The sequence below is a fragment of the Acinetobacter sp. ME22 genome, from assembly GCF_022012315.1.
Lineage (GTDB): Bacteria > Pseudomonadota > Gammaproteobacteria > Pseudomonadales > Moraxellaceae > Acinetobacter > Acinetobacter brisouii_A.
Map to the genome: position 1 here is coordinate 473706 of NZ_JAKLTL010000001.1, position 16977 is coordinate 490682.

Consider the following 16977-nt stretch of genomic DNA (forward strand, 5'->3'; position numbering starts at 1 on the left):
TTTTTAACTACCAGCTTTCTGAAAAGCAAGTACCATCTTGTTTTGAGTAGTTTAAAATATAGGAGCTTTGAAGACCCCGAACATTTGTGTGTTCAGTATAAGTACCCTCCCCAATCATTTCGTCCTGTTCATTTACAATTGTAAATGAAAGAATTTCTGTCTGACCTAGATGCCCTTTTTCTCTTCGTTGCCCACGAACAATTCTTTCACCAGAATTTAGTACAACTTTATCTTGCCAAGACATAATCACCTCGCTACTTTTATATTTATCAAATTAATCCTAACACTAAAAATATAAAAACTAAGCACTACCGATTCACATGCCAACTCACATCAAAACTGTAGTGCGGCATACCTGTCACTGGGTCACGATCCTGATTGCCATAGCGTGTGACATAACACTCGGTCTCAATCGCATTCCGCACCGCTTTGGCAACATCACTGACCACATCATCATCCGTAGCATAGACATCAATCTGAACATCGACACGGTCACAACTTGGAGCTACGTCCAAATTGTTATACGGGTCACCACCGACAATCTGCCAAGTCACATATGGCGGCTGAGGATTGTCAGGAGCAAGCCCAAAACTATATGCCCGTAAAATACCATTGCTCTCAAGCAAGTCAGTCACGGCGGTATTGGCTTTGAGTATCGGAAAAATAGGCAAATCAATCATGATCAGCCTCCTAAAACAATATTGATTTCAGCAGAAAACACCTGCACAAACTTGTCGGTAATCTGCCCCACGTTTTTAGATAATGCAGGACGCATAAACGGTTGGGCTGCGATTTCACTGGTACCGAACTCGATATAACGCCAATAGGTTGTAATGCCACCCGGTAAACCTGCCAATGCAGTTTTATCTGTGTATTTGTTCTGTGCTGCACCACCACGGATACCGACACGCATAACAATTTCATCAGAATTACGGGTTTTACCTGTCTGGGTAACAATGTTCTTCCAGATTTTCTCTTTGGTAATCGGGTCATCCAGTGCCTTGGCATTTGCTCGAGCAGCATCACGGGCAATGTTCATGGCTTGCCGTGCCGACTTTCGTGCAATCCGTTTAATGGTACTTTTCTTGCCAATGGCACGAAATTTCTGCTGTAACTGCTCTAAACCTTGAATACGTGCCATAAGCCCCTCACGGATTCCACGCCTTTTCCCCTGTGGCAAGGTTTAAGGTCAAATATTCACGGCGACTATCAGGATCCGCCATCGGGTTACCATCGATACGATAGTAATAGCCCTCAAACTTCACCCGCATCGAGGAGGTAATTTGCTTGGCAGTTTGGCTATAACGAATTTTTGCCCGTGCCTGAATGGTACTTTGCGCTGCCTTTGCTGCAATCTGGTCTTTGGTGGAGAGATCTGTAACTGCTGCCCAAACAGTAGCAAGGTCTGACCAATAGCTGATTTGCTTGCCTGTTTTCGGGTCTTGTCCTGTCATGTTTTCTTGTTGAATGGTGATGCGATGCTTTAAGTTAGATGCTTTCATCAATCACCTCATACCACTGTCGGACTACGAAATGGAAAAAGTAAAGCCCGAACAGGTGGCGGCAAGTAATTGCCATCACTGGGCATATCCCCTTCAATGTTGCGGTACTGATCGTAATAACCACACAATAGCAAAACTGCCTGTGTTAATTGCGCGGGATAGCTCACAACACCCGCAGCATCTGCTTCAAACGTATCTGTCACATACGAAAAAACCGCAGATTCTGCGGCTTGTCGGTAGGCATCCAAAAGGTCATTTTGATCATCCGAGTCATAACGCAAATGCTGTTTGACCAGTTCCAAGGTAGTAATTGCCATTATTTTGCCCCTTTTACGCACAACTTGAATGATTCATGGCTGAATTCACCCTGATGATCTTTTTCACAGTGCCAAAGTGAACCTTTAAACGTCACAAAACTGCCTTTTTTATAGGTTTTTTCATCTGAAAATACGCCCTGATACAAACTTTCAAAGGACTTATTTGCATCAGACTGTGGTGCTGGCGTATTGGATGACCCTGTACTAAATGGATCATCTTTGGCATCACGTTTGGCCAATGCTTCCAGTGAGAAATTTTGCTGTTGAATCAGTGGAGAATCACCACCTTTAACGGGCAAATAACCTAATTTTTGCCGCGCTTCATTGGGTGAAAAAATCCCTGCGCCAATTCCTTCCTTGTAATAAGCAATCTTGCTCGATGAGTCCATGCGAATCAGCACATCTAAATCAAGAAAGGCTTCGACACCCAAATCAACCAGACCCAAGCCATCATCTAACAAGTTTTCACGCGCCTCGATATACGCCTGTAAACAATCTGAATAATAGATTTCATTCAGATCAGAAACTTTGGTTGCGCCCTGTACATCGGTAATGCCAATTTTAAAAGGTGGGACATTGAAAGCGGTACAGACAATCCGAGCTGACATATTCAACTGCTCAACCAGTTGGCTGTCCGTGGCTTTCATCCCAATACTGGTGTATTTCGCCCCATCAGACAGTAGCCCTGTTTTACCCACATTTGCACCACCATAGTTTGTGTCCCATTTGGTTTTAATATCTTGGGCTTTATCTTTATCGACTGCACCAGGCACTTCAATCACGCCACCTGGTCTTGAGCCATTCAGAAAGAAATTTTTAGAATTGCGTAAAATCGAGATGCCCTGCTCTGAAGCCAAAGCACATGCCATGATCGGGGTTAAACCAATCAATGGGTGATACAGCGCATTAATACGGTCATGGATAATTTCAGAGGCAGGGATAATCACATTCTCAGTTTGTGTCAGCCGATCAGTGCTCAACTGGTAAAACACATTGCCGTGATCATCCACCAAGGTGGTGACCAAATCAGGGTTGAGAATTACAAGGCGATAAATTTCACCAAAGGCATCTTTCACCTTGAATACATAAGTATTGCCACGCAAAAGTAAGCTTTGCGTCCACTGTTCATTAAATTGCTGCCAGTTCTGATAATGATTGGGCTTTTTAAAGACTCGAACAAGCTGTTTTGGGGTCAACGCATCAACCAAAACACCCTGCTGTTTCTTCTTTAGTACAATCGGCATCTTGCCAATATCTTTGGAAATCAGCCCAATACAAGCAAATACAGCATAAAATGCGGTCATGTCTTCACGGGTAATTTCCTTATTTTGTTGCCAAGCGCCTGAGAATGGCTCTTGCACAAAAAAACTGTTCCAATTTCCTGCATTTCGGGCAGTTTGGTAGCTTTTTCGTTTGAATAACTTCTCAAAAATGCCCATGTCTACCGCCTTTATTTACTTGGGATTTGTTCTTTTTCCACTTCAGAAGATGCCTTTTTAGGTTCATCACATGCCTTTGCAACCCCTGTTTTAATCAAAACATTGGCAGCAAAATCCTCAACATCTTTGACATCACCCACATTGGCATCATGCATCGTCTTTAAATACTCAATTTTCATCGCTGCTCCCATAGCTCAACAATCAATTTTCATTGCTCAGATATGAAAACAGCCCCAAATCAGGAGCTGTTATTCATCAATTTACATGGCTTAGTACTGAATATAAGCACTGGCAATCGCACGGCGTTTTGCCCAAGTGATGAACTTTTCAACACGGATGGCAAACTCATTGTTCTGCCATAAGTTGTAAGTGGTTGTGCCATCCACCAAGGTCGCTTGGTCACTGTATGACACATCCACACCGCCATCTTGAGCCACCAGAATTTCACTCATTTTCACAAGCTCAATTTTAGAACCCACTGCCTGAGAGGTAATCACAGGAATACCCAACAAGCTACGGGCTGCGCCTGCAAACGACATGCCAGTGAAGTAGGTATTTCCTAAAGCATCACGCAGCAAAGCCAATTGCATGGCGCAGGTTTCAGACATCAGGAAATAGGCATTGTCTGTTGATAGGTTGGCTTCCACAAAAGTTGTGATTAGAGTCATTAAGTCCTTTTCATAATCTGCTGCCGTTGTGCCTGAACTTGGTACAGCAGTAACACCATTTAAAATACCTGCTGGAATGACATCCGTGCCCGCACCTGCACCCAAGAATGTGCTATCAACCAGTTCAGCCGATGCAGCAATCAAATCATCCAAAACCAGTTGATCAATCGCAGGGTCTGCACGGCGCAATAGCTCTTGGGTATAGACCGTAATCGCAGCAAGTTTATGCTCTTTAATTTCCACACTATCAAAAGTCGGGTTGGTAAGTGGTTTAGGCTGAGATTCACCTACCCATGCAGCCGTACCACCTGTTTTCTGACCTTTGATTTTTACGTTAAAAGGCACTGAACGATAGCCCTTCAATTTGTCAAAAACAGTGGCATTGCGTAGCAGTTCGATAAAGTCCCCTGTATAAGTACTGGTATCCACCAATGGTGCACCAAAGCCTGTATCTGTTGTGGTCCCCAGTGTTGCCTTTTCCACAAACTGAACCACACTTTCCCCATAACCCAAATTTTTAGCCGCTTGTACAGCGGTCACTGCGTTACCTTTCTTCGCTTCATGGGCTGACAACATTTTTGCACGGACAAACTGAGCAAAACCAATACCTTTCGGCAAGGTTTCAATCACCGTAGCAGGTGCAGCAGGGTTTGGATCACCTTCAGCAGATTTTTTGGCTTGCTGAGGATTTTCACCTGCAACAGGAGTTGCGGTTTGGGCTGCTTTTTCAATTTCAGCAATCTGAGTTTGTACGCGGGCAATATTCTTCTGAATGGCATCAATTTCAGCTTCAAGCTGCTTGATTTCTGCCTCAGTTGCTTCATCAGGTGTCGTCCCTGCTTCTGCTGATTTTGATAATGCTGCCTGCATTGCTTGGTTCTTTTCTGACAATGCTTTCAGCAACTTCGCTAAATATTCTTTCATAGTTTCACTCCGCCCTTCGTTGGGCTTGCTAATTTGACAACAACATGTTTTTGTTCAGATGCATCGCCATCTGGAACGTTCTGAGGTTTTTTGCCCAACGCGGCTTGATGTTCCTCAAATGCTTTGGAGAAATCTGCTTCGGATTCACGGTTACAAGGGATTGTGACCAGTGAGAGTTCGTACCATTCCCACTTGTTAAACTGCACGCCACCGCCTTTAATCATTTCCGCTTCATCCCAATTCGGGATAAAACCAACCGATAGCCCTTTCACCAGTTTGTATTTCAGGGATTGAAAGGCTTTATCGACTTCCCATTTTAAATCGCCTTCTTCCTGAATTTCTGGAATGTGCATTTCGACTTCAATGCCTGCATCCGTGACTTTGGCACTGGTGACATGACCAACAGACTTGGTTGGGTCATGATGAAAAAGTAGCGGCATAGGTAAGGAAAATGACGCACCTTTCGAGACCATAACGTCTTTTACACGGTCCTGATTCGGTGTACTGGCAACCCCGCTAAATGTGCGTTTGGTTTCATCAAAATTCTTCATTTCAAAGTCAAACGTTTTATGTAGAGCAGACATGGCTCCTCCAAAAATAAAAAAGCCCGCAAATGCGAGCTGTACAAACTGGATCAATTAAAAAAAGTAAACGTTGTAGTCTTTCTTGGCAGGTTCAGGGTTCATGCTCATTAAAGCCGTAGCATTCAGGGATGCAATCAGTGGGTCAATCTTGGCAACACCACTTTCCTGCTTACTGACCATAATCCCGTTGCCTTTCATCACAATTCTGGCATTGCCTGCCACCCAAGCCATCAATCCCAAACCTTGGTGCCAGAGTTCACACCCTGCAAGTTTGCGCTCAAGGGTCTGCAAATAACCTGCAAGCTTATAACCTTGAGGAATGCCAATGATTTGCTCCTGAGGAATACCCACATCAAGCAAACCATCCAGTAAACCTCCAAGCATCAATGGATCTAGTCCAACTTTATCGAGCTTGCCACTGTCATAAACTTTCTTGGCAATTGTGGCTAACTCGCTAATGTCATCTCCGACATTTTCATAAATGGTCAGGCTTCCTTCTTTGACAAAATCAAGCAGCTTGGGCGCTTCTGATTTACGGCGCTCAAGTACAATCTGATGACACCAGGCATGATTGTAGAGCAGCCATTCACGTGTCTCTTTATGCCGTCCCAATACCGCAAAACCCAGCAAGTCATCCAAACCACCACCATCACCGCCAATTTCAAGCACATCTGATTGTTGGATAATATCTTCGAGTGAGAGCTTCCGTGCCTGTTGTAACCAGAACTCGGCACCTGCCCAACGATTAGCACGTAGGTTCAGCCCAATTTCAATGTTTAAATGCTTGGCTAGAAAATCTCGAAGCGACTCCTCACCTGCATCTTTAACCTTGTTGAACTCTGAAATCAGATACTCAAGATCAACCGATGCACCCAGATTTGGATTAGTAATATAGAAATTTTCAGGTTTTAAATGCTCGTCATCTTCAATGAGCTGTTTTGGAAACTCGTAGATCAGCGGTAAAAATGCCTTGTCCTCTTTGATTCCATCCCTAACATCGCGGGCATAGTCCAAAAGCTGCTTGAATACTCCGCATGGCATCTCATCTGACATGGTCGACAGATAAATTACACATCCCTCTGGGCGACTGGCCAAACCACCTTTGGCTTCACGAAACATCGATTCAGCATTGGCACGTTTACCAAACAGCCAAACCTCATCAATCAATATGATGGAGGCTTTCTTACCTGCAGCCGCATTACTTTCTGCTGCAATGACTTTCAGCGTTGCACCCGTACCAAGATGCGTCACCGTCTTGGTATGTTCAGAGATATTAATCATTGCGCTGAGTTCTTCATCAGCGCGAATAAAGTCACGGATCGGGTTAAAGCTGTTGTCTGCGACTTCCTTGGTCGGTGCAAGGATGATCAACTCTGCTGAAAGCCGATCATTCAAAAGTAAGGCAACCAGCATCACACCTGCAGCAATCGTCGATTTGGTATTCTTCTTGGAGATCAGAAGAAAAAACTCACGAATCAAACGGCGTTTTGTGCTTGGGTTATATGCCCCAAAAATTGCCCGTACAAACTCAATCACCCATGGCAATGTGACATCGCCCATCTTCGGGCTATCCATCACATCCACAAGAATCAGTTCTTTAAAAATCCGTTCTGCAACGTCTGCCACCTGAGGAAAGAGTGGCTCACATGGCATTAAAGATTGTTTATTGACGATACGTGTCGCCCAATCTGGGCAAGCTGTCGTCCAGATTGGTGACATTGAAGACATGTTTTAACTCGGTAGCTGACTATTCAGGGTGCCAAATTTCCCAGAAGTACTGGCTTTCTTGGCTTCCTCTTCCTTGGTTTGTTTCTTGCCTTTCTCAGCAACTTTCCCATGCTTGTACGGCAAAGCAGCCTTGGCAGCATTGAAACGTAAAAACATGTCGTTGCCCGCGTTGTTCATCACCTCAATCAAAAATTCTAAAGGGTCATCTTTTGAATACGGGTCATCAGGTGGGTCATCCCAATCCTGTTCCTCACTATTCGAGTTAACTTTTTTAACTTCAGTTTTAGTTAAAGAGCGACCATCTTTGTCAGCCTTTAACTTCTCTATATAGACAATAATTTCGGGATGTTTTTTTAATTTTGCGCCTTGTTGCGCTGCTGATTTTTCAGGATAACCTGCTGAAATTGCAGCGTCTTTATTACTCGCACCATCAACAATGGCTTGAGCAAATTTTTTCATTTTCTCATTGATAGCCATTGCTCGACCTTTAACTAAGTTAACTGTTTTTTAACTTTTTAACTCCACCGAGTTAACTCTCAAAAAAGTTAACTCCGCTGAAACGGGAAATTTTTTTATACGTGAGGTAGGGTGCGGTGTCCGTTGGGAAAATGCTTTGAAATTTTTACCTCCCCCCACCCACGGCGATGAGCTCTTTTTTCAATCATAGCCTGCTCTCCTTCTGTGTCTTCTTCTTATGGCATTCAACACATAGAGATTGCAGATTGGATTCGTCATCCGTTCCGCCTTGTGCAACATTGATAATGTGGTCTAGCTCAAGCTCAGTAGTTACCCGTCCACAGCACTGGCATGCCCATTCATCCCGCAGATGTATCTTGCCCTTAAGTCTGCGCCATGGTCTACCACCACGACCTGTTCCCCAGTTTTTCTTGGGCTCAGTCTGTTGACGGCGTATCTCTAGCCTTGGCTTGAGTGTTTGTAGCTTCAAGACTAATCACCTCCAAGTCTTCAATGATTGCATCAATCTGTTGTTGATTGGTTGGGTAGACTTCAATGATTGCCTTCCATACCGCACCTTTCTCAGCAACCAAGGTAACTTTATGGACACCTTCCAATCGAGAACCATCATCTAATAAAACTTTGGTGCCTTGTGCTGAATGTGCATGTGTATTTGTACATTTAGATGTAGGAACAATCGAAACTACTTTAGCCATTAGTCATCATCCAAGTTACGTGATAGTGGTTCATCCTCATCGCCAACGATCTCATCGAGCAGCATGCGGATCTGTGCGGTTTGGTCACTGTTGATTTGAATGAGTTGGTTGTTCTGTTGAATCAGTTGTTTGGTTTGATCGGTCAACAGATTGTTTTGTTGGACTAACTGGTTGTTCTGTTGCACCAGTTGTAAGACGATCGATTGCAAATTGCAGTCGTTGTTTGCTGTAGTCATACATTGCCTTTAGTTTTTGACGGCGTTCTTCACAGCCTTTGCAAGACATAGACACCTCGTAATAAAAAAGAAAAACCGCACTAACTTTTGCAAGCTGTGCGGTTTTGTGTGCCGTAATCCATTCGGAGAATAAGCATGAATGATTTTTTAATATGACATCAATTATGAATAATTTTAATAACCATGCTACTTTTATTAGAAATATAAATATCAAAAAAGACTTATAATTAAATTTTAAAGTATATATTTTAATTACACAGAACCAATCTATAAGAAAGAAAAATTCATTCTATTATTAATCTTTTTAAATATTTCATAGGCTATATAAGCATCTTCTAAAGCATTATGATATCTACTTCTTGGAATATCAAAATAATTGCATGCATCATCAAGAGATGACAATCCTTCCAAATTATTTTCAACACAATACCAATAAAATATAGATTGCAAATCTATATGTCTATAGTTTATTTTATTATATTTATCAGTCATTTTATTTAAATGACATAACTTTCTAAAAAAACCAACATCAAATGATATATTCCAACTAATAAATCTAAAATTTGTCCCCATATCATTAAAAAATTTTTCTATTACCTCTGCAGAATCGGACTTATCGTAAAAGAAAGACTCCTCAAATCCATGCACCTGTTTAGAGGCATTTGAAAAATTAACTGCCTTATCAGGCCTTACAAAAGAATGAAATTCTTTAATAAAGCGAAGATCTTCATCAACTAAAACAGCTCCGATTTCTAGAGTATGATCTTGAAATAAATTTACGCCAGTTGTCTCAACATCTAAAAAGCACCACATTATCCATTTGCCTCGACATCATCATTCTCAGAATCATATATCAATTCAATTTGCTTTTCTCTAAGCATAAAGCTAAATTCTTGTGTTACTTTGTTGTATAGACAGTTTTTGTTCGATGTTTTTTGTGCGTAGATAGTAATAGGTTTGAATGTCTTTGCAACAACCATTTTATTAGGACTTAAATACACTTCGTTATCTAATTTATAATAGCTGTATGAATAACCTCCATCTTTATATAAATATATTTTTAATTGACCTCGATTTTTAGAATCTATTTCTTTAAAAAGATTTTTCAAAGTTTCAGGAGTATTTTCAATATTATCTCTTAGAGGATAATTCCAAAATCTCTCATACTCCTTAATAAAATTATTTTCATTACTTGCAACTACAAATATTAATTTACTATCTTTTTTCGATAGCATTTCTTTAATTTGACTTGTTGAACCATTAATAAAAGTTTTACCGTACATAAAAAATATCGTTGCTTCTTTTGTTTCTTTTAACTTTGCTTTAATAGTAGATTCAATTTCTGAAAAATCATTATAATAATCTTGAATTCCAGATTTAGTATAATGATTACTAGCATCTAATAGGAATTTATTCCACCAAAATGATACTAAAACACATGTAAGAATTGATATTAATAAATTAGAAAGTGCGTTAAATACATTATCACTGACCAAATCTTTAATTACATATAAAAGTCCTAAAAGAACAAATATAGATACACCACTAATGATCGTAAGAGAAGTGTAATTTATTTTTGATAATAAGGGATGCATAAATAATCTCTTTCTTAAAGTCTATAGAGATTACCTTATTTTTTTGTAAAAACAATCATCATATGCTTTTAAATTCAATAAATATCCTATATTTAAAACCACTATTAATTAAACTAAGTGATAAATTAATAGGTATTCTAATTTTATTAGAAAAAGATGCTGATATTAAAAATTTCATAGCTAATGGTAAGATTACTGATTTCTTATGTATACGAATCAAATTTCCAATTTACATTCTTTATCACCATAAAAACCATCTATTTATCAATATTTTACAGATAAAAACTTTAATATTCCATCGAATCATTTAAAAACTCAACACTTTCATGTCAGGCTCTTTACTTACACAGAAAAATGGTCGAATTCTCTTAAACCACTACGATTAATAAAATACGACCATCTTAGTAAAACTATACCCCAATTTACATTTGAGCGAAATAGCTATCATGTAACTATTTTTATGCATATTTTAAGCGCTTACGATACTTCTCAATCGAAGTTTCAACCTCCCAACGAGCACTATAAATAGCCAGCACCATATCTTTTTCATACTTTATCCATGACATCCGATAGGCATCATAAGTCATTCGGTCTTCACCAATCCCTGCAAAATACAAACGTCCTTTTGCCGTAAAGTTAGCCTCAAGCCGCTCATCCAGTGCAAACTCTAAAACCATTCGTGCAATCAACAAAGATAAGTCTTTTAATGAGATATTCTTAGGCTCACCTTTCCCATCCTTTTGTGCCTGTTCAAACATAATTTTTGCTAAGAAATTGATTAGCAGATCATAGGCTTGCTTATCTTTATGTCCCCATACATATAAAGATGCTAGTGCTTTAGCTTGTACTGTATCCATCTTAGCAAATGCACCGCAGCGATCTTCCCATGTGATTGGCTCAAGATTTGTGTCTTGGGTACACATTTCAAAATTTGCTGTTTTAGCTCTCATCTGCTTACCGAGCCACTCAATATTTGAGACTTTGTTCTTTTTTAAATCTGCATTCATACTGACCACCCTCAAATCTTCATCACACAAATATCGAGTAACCCACCTTTCACAACTGGACGGGCATTCACTGTTAAACTTTTCACTTGCGAATCATCTGCAATCAAGCCGCATTTTGTTAAAGCATCAAGGCAAGGTTTTAAAATGTTGTCGATATCGCGGACTTTGTTGTCTGGCATGTGGTAATTAATCTCAACCCGAACATGCCCGCCGTAATTTAACGGCTGTACAAAGCGTTTGACCACTTCAACAAAATGAATGGCACGTTTGCTTAATCGCTTACATGCCTTGCCTGAGTCCAACCAATAGTTATTGATCGACGGCGGGATGATCTCGATGCTGCAATTCAGCAATTCCCCTGCACTGCACTCATAAGTTTTACCCTTGACCAAATACGATGGCAGTTTTGGTACTGGGTCTTTATTGACTGGTTTTTTATCAGTTTGTGGTTTATTGAATGCACGGCGATAGCTGCCCCATGTTGATCGATTCATAAGAACCCCAACGCATGATTGACGCTGTAACTTGATGCACCTGAAACAAGACAGAAAATGATCAGGAGAATCATGCAAATCAAGAAATCATTTGGACTCATGCGACTACCCCCTCAAATCTGACAAAACATGCAAAGTTGTGCTTCATTGTTTCGCTGAGAAGCCCCTTTACTTGTAAATATTGATTTACCAATTTGCTTCTCAACTTCACGAACTTTTCTAAGCTGCGATTGACCAAACGAATCAAATTGAAATGCCTTTTCTTTTGGTGTATTTCCACCTGCTAAACAAGGAAAGCAACCGACACGACTAAAGCCTTTTTGATAAAGTGGATTTGCTGTATTGCCTAAAAATGCAAGAACCTCTTTTTCAGTCCAGCTAACAATTGGTAATCGCATCATCACACCTAATTTTTCTAAATATTTTGGGTACTTACTTGGCATAATTTCATGTGGTGCATACAACTCATGATCAATCTTTTGTCCATAGCGCTTTTCACGCTGGTGGCTTTCACCTGAGCGCAACCCATACCAGACCTCAAACCCACAGCCTTGTTGCTCAGCTAATTGTTTGTAAAAATCCTTGCCAACATTAATTTTTAAATAGTTTGTACAGAAATTAACTTTATCTGTTGGGAATCTGCCCCACTTCAAGCACTGCTCTAAAACACTACCTGCTGTACGTGTAATAATCTCAACGTCATACAGATCTTTCATATTTTCAATGTGCTCATAAGTAAGTGGATGTTCAAACTGGGTATCACAGAACAAACCAATCACATTCTCTTTCCCAAAATGTTCAACTGCTAGTGCAAGGCAGGTTTGAGAATCTTTTCCACCTGATACAGGCACAACGCATCTAACTAGATTCATTCAACTACCCCCTCAAATCCCACCTGTGCCAGATACGGCACAAGTTTTTTGCGTTGTTCAGGATTGCTCAGTTTCGCTGCTATGCGCGCCGTAAGCTGCTCGTAGCTTTCCCCTGCTTCGGCAAACTTGCTCGATACTTCAGGATGGTGTGCCAGTTTCTGGGCGAACAGGTTGATTTGTTTTTCAGAGAGCTTTTTCGGTTTTGCTGTCTGCACCGTTGGGTTTTGCGGTGTTGGTTGTTGCGCTCGGCTTTGGTATTTCAAACGTGCGTTCAGCAACCAGTCAGCAAAGTGGTAATGCATCAGGTCATCACACAGGTTCTTGTCGGCGTTGTAGCGTTCAAATGCGTTTTGCTCTCGTTTGAACCAGTTGGCGGTTTTGATCTGCTCGATGGTTTCTGCATCGGTGATCAAACCAAGTTCTTCTCCAAGTTTTTTCAAACACAACCACGTTTTTTTATTTTTAGATTCTACTGGTAGATTCTTTGGTAGATTCTGTGTCCCATTGTTGGGACTATTCAAAGTACCACTGTTGGGACTATTCAACATCCCATTGTTGGAATCATTCCGTTGTTGGGACTGTTCCATTGATGGGACTGTTTCAGGTGCTTTTTGGCTATTTAATAGTTCCGTTGTTGGTACTGTTTCCCGACCTGTGACACCAAGCAGTTTGTAGACTTTGACGCGTTTGGTTACGCCTTTGCGTTCGCCTGTATCTCTTATCAGGTTATCCGCCAGTAATTCTGAAATAATTTTCAAGATGGTTTTGCGGTCTAGCCCTGTGTCCTGTTCCAGTCGTTGCATACTTGGATAGCAAGTATGGTCTTCGCCTGCCCGATCTGCCAGTGATAGCAGCACCAGTTTTTTAAGCGGTTTTAGGCTGCCGCCTTTACGGTCGGGGAATTTAATCCGCCATGCCCAGTTGGTTGCATCTAGACTCATTGCTCACCTGCTTTGGGCTTGATGTAACCGCCCATCATTTCGATTTTGTCTGCATTGAGCAGGCTTTTTTCGATGTCGTTGACTAGCGCCCAGTGAATGCGAAAACGGCGCTGGAGTTGTTCTTTAAATTTGTGGCGTGGTACGGCGGCATTGGCGACGTTATAGCGCCGTTGGCGTAAGTTCTGCTGTGCTTCTGCCAGTAATTCGTTCAGTACGCGGAGTGCGGGTTCGTACCATGTCTGGATTGCCTGACGTTGTTTTTGCGCGGTCAGGCTGTGTGGGTTTAGTTTTTCTCTATACATGCCTGCACCTGTGTTGCGAGTGTGCCAAGTAGCACATGGAGTTCATGGATAACTTTGCTCATGTCGAGGGCTTCGCCGTGGGTAATGCGTCCGTCTGCCATCATGTCGTGGAAGGTTTGTGCGACATTGCCCTTTTGGATGGCGATACGTACAAAGGTGTCCATAAGGCTATGGTCACGCTGACTTTCGGGTATGTCGGGCAGATCTATGGCAGCTTTGCCATGTTCGGCGCAAAGGGTTTGCAATATGCGGTAGTCCCCTGTCAGTGCCATGAGTTTTGAAGCCTCGAGCAATGTCAGGTGGTGGGTTTCCGTATTTGGGTTGACCTTGCTGTTGAGTACGGCGGGGCTTTTGATGCCTAGGCGTGGAGCTAAGGCAGATGCGCCGCCGTGGTGGTCATGTACGGTTGCGTATGCGGCATCTAGGATGTTCATGGTGGTGTCCTTTGAACGTGTTTCTTAGATGGAAGCTTGATTACTATTTTTAGTAGAACGAACAAATTCCCAATTAATGTCAGGTCTTAATTGCTCTGCTTTTACTTCTTCATTTGTTAGTTCTTCAATCGACAAACAGCGATCTTCAGGAATTTTATTGAAATTCCATTTACTTAAAGCCCATGGCGTAATTCCTAGACTGCGGGCTAATGCTGATTTACTACCTGCTATTTTTATTGCTTTTTCTAAAGCATCCTTTGGAGATGACATAATGCAACCATTAACACTACTAAAAGTAGAAGATAATATACTACCTAAAATAGAATTGGTGCAACTAAAAATACGAGGTAAACTTCTACCTGTGGTAGAAATTGGAAAGAAACCCAAATTGCAAACAGCTAAATATCAAGAATTTGCATCTAGACTCAAAAGTCTTATGGATAAAGATAATTCGCCTATAAAAACGGTAAATCAGTTGAAAGACGCTATTGAAGTCACCTATGAAATGGCTCGTAGATATACGTTGGGTATTGCAAAGCCACGCGAAGAAAAGATGCAAATCTTGGCTGAAAAATTTAATGTTGATATTAGTTATTTAGATCATGGAACTGGATCTGAGACAAATGTGTCTACACCCTTTCCTATAGCAGGGCGCTTAGTTCCTGTAATTTCATGGGTACAAGCGGGTGCATGGACTACCGTTGAAGCTGTACCTGCGGGTACACAGTTTGAAGAGTGGTTACCGCCAAATCCAAAGTGCGGAAAACACGGCTACGGCCTAGAAGTATCAGGTGAGTCAATGCTCCCAGACTTCCGCCCTGGTGATAAAATTTATGTAAATCCTGACTTTCAAGTAAGTGACTTAAAAACAGGAGATTTAGTCATTGTTTCTAGTGAAGGAGGAAAAGCCGCTACTTTCAAGAAACTAATTGTTGAGACGGACAATATGTATTTGCAACCGCTAAATCCTGACTGGTCTGACAAAGCAATAGCCTTAGAAGAGGGATGTAAATTGGTTGGTAAAGTTGTTGGTTTATATCGGGATGTTTAAACAAATTTGGCAATCCCTTTTATAGTAAAAAACCTTAATTTTCAGTGTAAAAAATTTTATTACCAAAAGTGAAATTTGAAAAATGATTGAAGAAATTGAATAGCCACTAATTTTGTAGTTAATGTGGATTCTTCACACTCTGCTAAAAGAAAAATCAGAATCAGAAATACTGAAACCCAGCAAGAAATTTTAGCAATCTTAGAAAATGACACTTTAGATCAAAAGAATCTAAATTTAATTCAAGAAGCTGAATGGGGATACAATCCTGTAATTCTTAAGGTTAGAGCCAAAGAACTTAATGGCATTTATAAAGAAGCAGAAATTCTTGAAGCCAAACAATTAAGACAATAATCATTTAAAGTAAAGCCCACTCAAATAGTGGGCTTTACTTTTCAAAGAATTAAACAGTTTCTGTAATTGGATAATATTCTACTTCAAAAAACCATACTGAACTTACATTTTTAGAAATTGAGCCACCTATATCGAGACCTTTATTCCCAATCTCAGCGGCGATTTTCCCACCACCAGTAAATGTATCCTTAAATTTAAGTGTAACTTGATGCTTGATTAGATGACCATCAAGACGGTCTTGTGCCATCGTACGTAGATCTGTATCAATCATTGTCCATGATTGTAATTCTTCAGGAATATAAGGATCTTTTCGTGGTGTACCAAACTCACTATAAACTTCTCTAATTACGGCACCATTTGTTTCAAAATTTACACTTATACCAATATTAGAACAAACAGCTTGGGGTAATTTAGTATCCGTGCTTAAATTTCCCTTTTGATCAAAAAATTTCGCATCTTTTAAAGTAATTGATTTTGCACCTAAAGAGCTTGCTAATCTTCTGAATGCTGCCTCTTTTTCACGTGCTAGTGTAGTTTCATAATCACATGGACGAATGTATACATTTTCAAGCAACGGATGCTTTAAGTAGAAACTACCATTTGTAGCCCTATCCCCAATATCAAATTGAATATTTGTAGCTTGTGAAGGTGAAACACAACAAATCTCTGTTGAAAGATTTAACTCTTTTTGTATTTGTTTCAAAATTTGCTCTTTGAGTAAAGGTAAGGCTTTAAATGGTTGTGGTTCTTGAGGTTCTTCCTTTTTTTTATTAAATAATTTTCTTAAACCTGCTACAACTGGGTTAAATGAGAAGATAGTACTAACAGCTTCTGCAATATCTAGCATCATTTGTTTATCAAATTTAATTTTTGATTCTTTTACTAATTCTAGTAATTTTTCATCATCAGCAACTAAAATCAATTGTGGTTTCTCTTTCATTACCATCTCCTATCTTTATTTTGAAGCCACACTAATATTTTCTTTTTCCAATATTATCAAAAAAATACATGAGGCATATATGTAATAACAAGTAAATATCTATTAAAACTTTTAGTTGACTTATTTTCTACTTAAAGTAGTATTACTCTCGTAACCAATAAAAAAGCCCCTTCACTTTGGACGGCGTAGGGGCTTTGCATATAGCGAGATAAGTATGAAACAAAAATACATTCCGAGTCAAATGCCCGCAACCTCCGCACGACTCTACCAACACCCCACCCCACAAGAACAACGCCCAAACCGCCTAAAAGTGGTACTCGCCAACACCAAAGACTTTGCACTGTTTGCCAGTATCGGTACGCTGTGCTATGCAGTCATTACAACAGTGGTGTATATGCTTGGAGCTGCGGTATGAGTAAA

At 40.4% G+C, this 16977-nt stretch carries 27 protein-coding genes; 3 read left to right on the top strand and 24 right to left on the bottom strand.

What is annotated here, in order from left to right:
- Positions 1-7: 7 nt before the first annotated feature.
- The 23 genes from LVY74_RS02380 to LVY74_RS02490 form a co-directional block, all read right to left on the bottom strand.
- Positions 8-244, bottom strand: a complete 237-nt coding sequence (locus tag LVY74_RS02380) for a hypothetical protein (protein WP_237813679.1) — start codon at positions 242-244, stop codon at positions 8-10.
- A gap of 64 nt (positions 245-308) precedes the next feature.
- A complete protein-coding gene (locus tag LVY74_RS02385; RefSeq protein ID WP_237813680.1) occupies positions 309-680 on the bottom strand; it encodes a DUF3168 domain-containing protein in 372 nt (123 codons plus the stop codon).
- 2 nt (positions 681-682) lie between these two features.
- Entirely contained in the window at positions 683-1141 is a 459-nt protein-coding gene (locus LVY74_RS02390; protein ID WP_237813681.1) for an HK97-gp10 family putative phage morphogenesis protein, read from the bottom strand.
- A gap of 7 nt (positions 1142-1148) precedes the next feature.
- Positions 1149-1502 (bottom strand): phage head closure protein, encoded by a 354-nt coding sequence (locus LVY74_RS02395; RefSeq protein WP_237813682.1) that lies wholly within the window; start codon positions 1500-1502, stop codon positions 1149-1151.
- An 8-nt stretch (positions 1503-1510) separates the two neighbouring features.
- Positions 1511-1819 (bottom strand): head-tail connector protein, encoded by a 309-nt coding sequence (locus LVY74_RS02400; RefSeq protein ID WP_151777163.1) that lies wholly within the window; start codon positions 1817-1819, stop codon positions 1511-1513.
- The gene (locus tag LVY74_RS02405; protein ID WP_237813683.1) at positions 1819-3258 is read right to left on the bottom strand and encodes a phage portal protein; all 1440 of its coding nucleotides are present in this window, start codon (positions 3256-3258) and stop codon (positions 1819-1821) included. Before LVY74_RS02405 ends, LVY74_RS02400 begins: the two co-directional genes overlap by 1 nt.
- Before the next feature lie 11 nt (positions 3259-3269).
- Positions 3270-3437: a hypothetical protein gene (locus LVY74_RS02410; RefSeq protein ID WP_237813684.1), complete on the bottom strand. Its 168-nt coding sequence runs from the start codon at positions 3435-3437 to the stop codon at positions 3270-3272.
- A 90-nt stretch (positions 3438-3527) separates the two neighbouring features.
- Positions 3528-4850 carry a phage major capsid protein gene (locus tag LVY74_RS02415; RefSeq protein ID WP_237813685.1) on the bottom strand — a complete coding sequence of 441 codons (1323 nt, stop codon included), beginning with the start codon at positions 4848-4850 and terminating at the stop codon, positions 3528-3530.
- Complete coding sequence (locus LVY74_RS02420) at positions 4847-5434, bottom strand: HK97 family phage prohead protease (RefSeq protein ID WP_237813686.1); 588 nt, start codon at positions 5432-5434, stop codon at positions 4847-4849. The genes LVY74_RS02415 and LVY74_RS02420 overlap by 4 nt, the downstream gene beginning before the upstream one ends.
- A gap of 54 nt (positions 5435-5488) precedes the next feature.
- Entirely contained in the window at positions 5489-7162 is a 1674-nt protein-coding gene (locus tag LVY74_RS02425) for a terminase large subunit (protein ID WP_237813687.1), read from the bottom strand.
- 3 nt (positions 7163-7165) lie between these two features.
- Entirely contained in the window at positions 7166-7639 is a 474-nt protein-coding gene (locus LVY74_RS02430; RefSeq protein WP_237813688.1) for a terminase small subunit, read from the bottom strand.
- A gap of 184 nt (positions 7640-7823) precedes the next feature.
- Positions 7824-8108, bottom strand: a complete 285-nt coding sequence (locus LVY74_RS02435; protein WP_237813689.1) for an HNH endonuclease — start codon at positions 8106-8108, stop codon at positions 7824-7826.
- On the bottom strand, positions 8056-8334 hold the full coding sequence (locus LVY74_RS02440) for a hypothetical protein (RefSeq protein WP_237813690.1): 279 nt from the start codon (positions 8332-8334) through the stop codon (positions 8056-8058). The genes LVY74_RS02435 and LVY74_RS02440 overlap by 53 nt, the downstream gene beginning before the upstream one ends.
- Entirely contained in the window at positions 8334-8570 is a 237-nt protein-coding gene (locus LVY74_RS02445; protein ID WP_237813691.1) for a hypothetical protein, read from the bottom strand. The genes LVY74_RS02440 and LVY74_RS02445 overlap by 1 nt, the downstream gene beginning before the upstream one ends.
- Before the next feature lie 267 nt (positions 8571-8837).
- Positions 8838-9383 carry a 3'-5' exonuclease gene (locus tag LVY74_RS02450; RefSeq protein WP_237813692.1) on the bottom strand — a complete coding sequence of 182 codons (546 nt, stop codon included), beginning with the start codon at positions 9381-9383 and terminating at the stop codon, positions 8838-8840.
- The gene (locus LVY74_RS02455) at positions 9383-10165 is read right to left on the bottom strand and encodes a hypothetical protein (RefSeq protein ID WP_237813693.1); all 783 of its coding nucleotides are present in this window, start codon (positions 10163-10165) and stop codon (positions 9383-9385) included. The genes LVY74_RS02450 and LVY74_RS02455 overlap by 1 nt, the downstream gene beginning before the upstream one ends.
- A 458-nt stretch (positions 10166-10623) precedes the next feature.
- A complete protein-coding gene (locus tag LVY74_RS02460; RefSeq protein WP_237813694.1) occupies positions 10624-11172 on the bottom strand; it encodes a hypothetical protein in 549 nt (182 codons plus the stop codon).
- An 11-nt stretch (positions 11173-11183) separates the two neighbouring features.
- Positions 11184-11666: a RusA family crossover junction endodeoxyribonuclease gene (locus tag LVY74_RS02465; protein WP_237813695.1), complete on the bottom strand. Its 483-nt coding sequence runs from the start codon at positions 11664-11666 to the stop codon at positions 11184-11186.
- A 113-nt stretch (positions 11667-11779) separates the two neighbouring features.
- Positions 11780-12538, bottom strand: a complete 759-nt coding sequence (locus LVY74_RS02470; protein WP_237813696.1) for a phosphoadenosine phosphosulfate reductase domain-containing protein — start codon at positions 12536-12538, stop codon at positions 11780-11782.
- Complete coding sequence (locus LVY74_RS02475; RefSeq protein ID WP_237813697.1) at positions 12535-13479, bottom strand: helix-turn-helix domain-containing protein; 945 nt, start codon at positions 13477-13479, stop codon at positions 12535-12537. Before LVY74_RS02475 ends, LVY74_RS02470 begins: the two co-directional genes overlap by 4 nt.
- Positions 13476-13781, bottom strand: coding sequence for a hypothetical protein (locus LVY74_RS02480; protein ID WP_237813698.1), 306 nt, complete (start codon positions 13779-13781; stop codon positions 13476-13478). Before LVY74_RS02480 ends, LVY74_RS02475 begins: the two co-directional genes overlap by 4 nt.
- Entirely contained in the window at positions 13763-14215 is a 453-nt protein-coding gene (locus tag LVY74_RS02485; RefSeq protein ID WP_004901041.1) for a phage regulatory CII family protein, read from the bottom strand. Before LVY74_RS02485 ends, LVY74_RS02480 begins: the two co-directional genes overlap by 19 nt.
- Before the next feature lie 24 nt (positions 14216-14239).
- Positions 14240-14485, bottom strand: a complete 246-nt coding sequence (locus LVY74_RS02490) for a transcriptional regulator (protein WP_237813699.1) — start codon at positions 14483-14485, stop codon at positions 14240-14242.
- Between the two features lies 1 nt (position 14486).
- Between LVY74_RS02490 and LVY74_RS02495 the strand changes: the two genes are divergently transcribed.
- Both LVY74_RS02495 and LVY74_RS02500 read left to right on the top strand, forming a co-directional pair.
- A complete protein-coding gene (locus LVY74_RS02495) occupies positions 14487-15266 on the top strand; it encodes a LexA family protein (RefSeq protein WP_237813700.1) in 780 nt (259 codons plus the stop codon).
- Between the two features lie 123 nt (positions 15267-15389).
- Complete coding sequence (locus LVY74_RS02500; RefSeq protein ID WP_237813701.1) at positions 15390-15617, top strand: hypothetical protein; 228 nt, start codon at positions 15390-15392, stop codon at positions 15615-15617.
- A 49-nt stretch (positions 15618-15666) separates the two neighbouring features.
- On the opposite strand, the gene LVY74_RS02505 is transcribed toward LVY74_RS02500, so the two are convergent.
- A complete protein-coding gene (locus LVY74_RS02505; RefSeq protein ID WP_237813702.1) occupies positions 15667-16557 on the bottom strand; it encodes a hypothetical protein in 891 nt (296 codons plus the stop codon).
- 214 nt (positions 16558-16771) lie between these two features.
- On the opposite strand from LVY74_RS02505, the gene LVY74_RS02510 reads away from it, so the two are divergent.
- Positions 16772-16972 carry a hypothetical protein gene (locus tag LVY74_RS02510; protein ID WP_237813703.1) on the top strand — a complete coding sequence of 67 codons (201 nt, stop codon included), beginning with the start codon at positions 16772-16774 and terminating at the stop codon, positions 16970-16972.
- Positions 16973-16977: the final 5 nt, after the last annotated feature.

Excerpts from the sequence above, each read along its gene's own strand:
- LVY74_RS02380 (WP_237813679.1), bottom strand. The coding sequence starts at position 244 with ATGTCTTGGCAAGATAAAGTTGTACTAAATTCTGGTGAAAGAATTGTT.
- LVY74_RS02385 (WP_237813680.1), bottom strand. The coding sequence starts at position 680 with ATGATTGATTTGCCTATTTTTCCGATACTCAAAGCCAATACCGCCGTG.
- LVY74_RS02390 (WP_237813681.1), bottom strand. The coding sequence starts at position 1,141 with ATGGCACGTATTCAAGGTTTAGAGCAGTTACAGCAGAAATTTCGTGCC.
- LVY74_RS02395 (WP_237813682.1), bottom strand. The coding sequence starts at position 1,502 with ATGAAAGCATCTAACTTAAAGCATCGCATCACCATTCAACAAGAAAAC.
- LVY74_RS02400 (WP_151777163.1), bottom strand. The coding sequence starts at position 1,819 with ATGGCAATTACTACCTTGGAACTGGTCAAACAGCATTTGCGTTATGAC.
- LVY74_RS02405 (WP_237813683.1), bottom strand. The coding sequence starts at position 3,258 with ATGGGCATTTTTGAGAAGTTATTCAAACGAAAAAGCTACCAAACTGCC.
- LVY74_RS02410 (WP_237813684.1), bottom strand. The coding sequence starts at position 3,437 with ATGAAAATTGAGTATTTAAAGACGATGCATGATGCCAATGTGGGTGAT.
- LVY74_RS02415 (WP_237813685.1), bottom strand. The coding sequence starts at position 4,850 with ATGAAAGAATATTTAGCGAAGTTGCTGAAAGCATTGTCAGAAAAGAAC.
- LVY74_RS02420 (WP_237813686.1), bottom strand. The coding sequence starts at position 5,434 with ATGTCTGCTCTACATAAAACGTTTGACTTTGAAATGAAGAATTTTGAT.
- LVY74_RS02425 (WP_237813687.1), bottom strand. The coding sequence starts at position 7,162 with ATGTCTTCAATGTCACCAATCTGGACGACAGCTTGCCCAGATTGGGCG.
- LVY74_RS02430 (WP_237813688.1), bottom strand. The coding sequence starts at position 7,639 with ATGGCTATCAATGAGAAAATGAAAAAATTTGCTCAAGCCATTGTTGAT.
- LVY74_RS02440 (WP_237813690.1), bottom strand. The coding sequence starts at position 8,334 with ATGGCTAAAGTAGTTTCGATTGTTCCTACATCTAAATGTACAAATACA.
- LVY74_RS02445 (WP_237813691.1), bottom strand. The coding sequence starts at position 8,570 with ATGACTACAGCAAACAACGACTGCAATTTGCAATCGATCGTCTTACAA.
- LVY74_RS02450 (WP_237813692.1), bottom strand. The coding sequence starts at position 9,383 with ATGTGGTGCTTTTTAGATGTTGAGACAACTGGCGTAAATTTATTTCAA.
- LVY74_RS02455 (WP_237813693.1), bottom strand. The coding sequence starts at position 10,165 with ATGCATCCCTTATTATCAAAAATAAATTACACTTCTCTTACGATCATT.
- LVY74_RS02460 (WP_237813694.1), bottom strand. The coding sequence starts at position 11,172 with ATGAATGCAGATTTAAAAAAGAACAAAGTCTCAAATATTGAGTGGCTC.
- LVY74_RS02465 (WP_237813695.1), bottom strand. The coding sequence starts at position 11,666 with ATGAATCGATCAACATGGGGCAGCTATCGCCGTGCATTCAATAAACCA.
- LVY74_RS02470 (WP_237813696.1), bottom strand. The coding sequence starts at position 12,538 with ATGAATCTAGTTAGATGCGTTGTGCCTGTATCAGGTGGAAAAGATTCT.
- LVY74_RS02475 (WP_237813697.1), bottom strand. The coding sequence starts at position 13,479 with ATGAGTCTAGATGCAACCAACTGGGCATGGCGGATTAAATTCCCCGAC.
- LVY74_RS02480 (WP_237813698.1), bottom strand. The coding sequence starts at position 13,781 with ATGTATAGAGAAAAACTAAACCCACACAGCCTGACCGCGCAAAAACAA.
- LVY74_RS02485 (WP_004901041.1), bottom strand. The coding sequence starts at position 14,215 with ATGAACATCCTAGATGCCGCATACGCAACCGTACATGACCACCACGGC.
- LVY74_RS02490 (WP_237813699.1), bottom strand. The coding sequence starts at position 14,485 with ATGTCATCTCCAAAGGATGCTTTAGAAAAAGCAATAAAAATAGCAGGT.
- LVY74_RS02495 (WP_237813700.1), top strand. The coding sequence starts at position 14,487 with ATGCAACCATTAACACTACTAAAAGTAGAAGATAATATACTACCTAAA.
- LVY74_RS02505 (WP_237813702.1), bottom strand. The coding sequence starts at position 16,557 with ATGAAAGAGAAACCACAATTGATTTTAGTTGCTGATGATGAAAAATTA.
- LVY74_RS02510 (WP_237813703.1), top strand. The coding sequence starts at position 16,772 with ATGAAACAAAAATACATTCCGAGTCAAATGCCCGCAACCTCCGCACGA.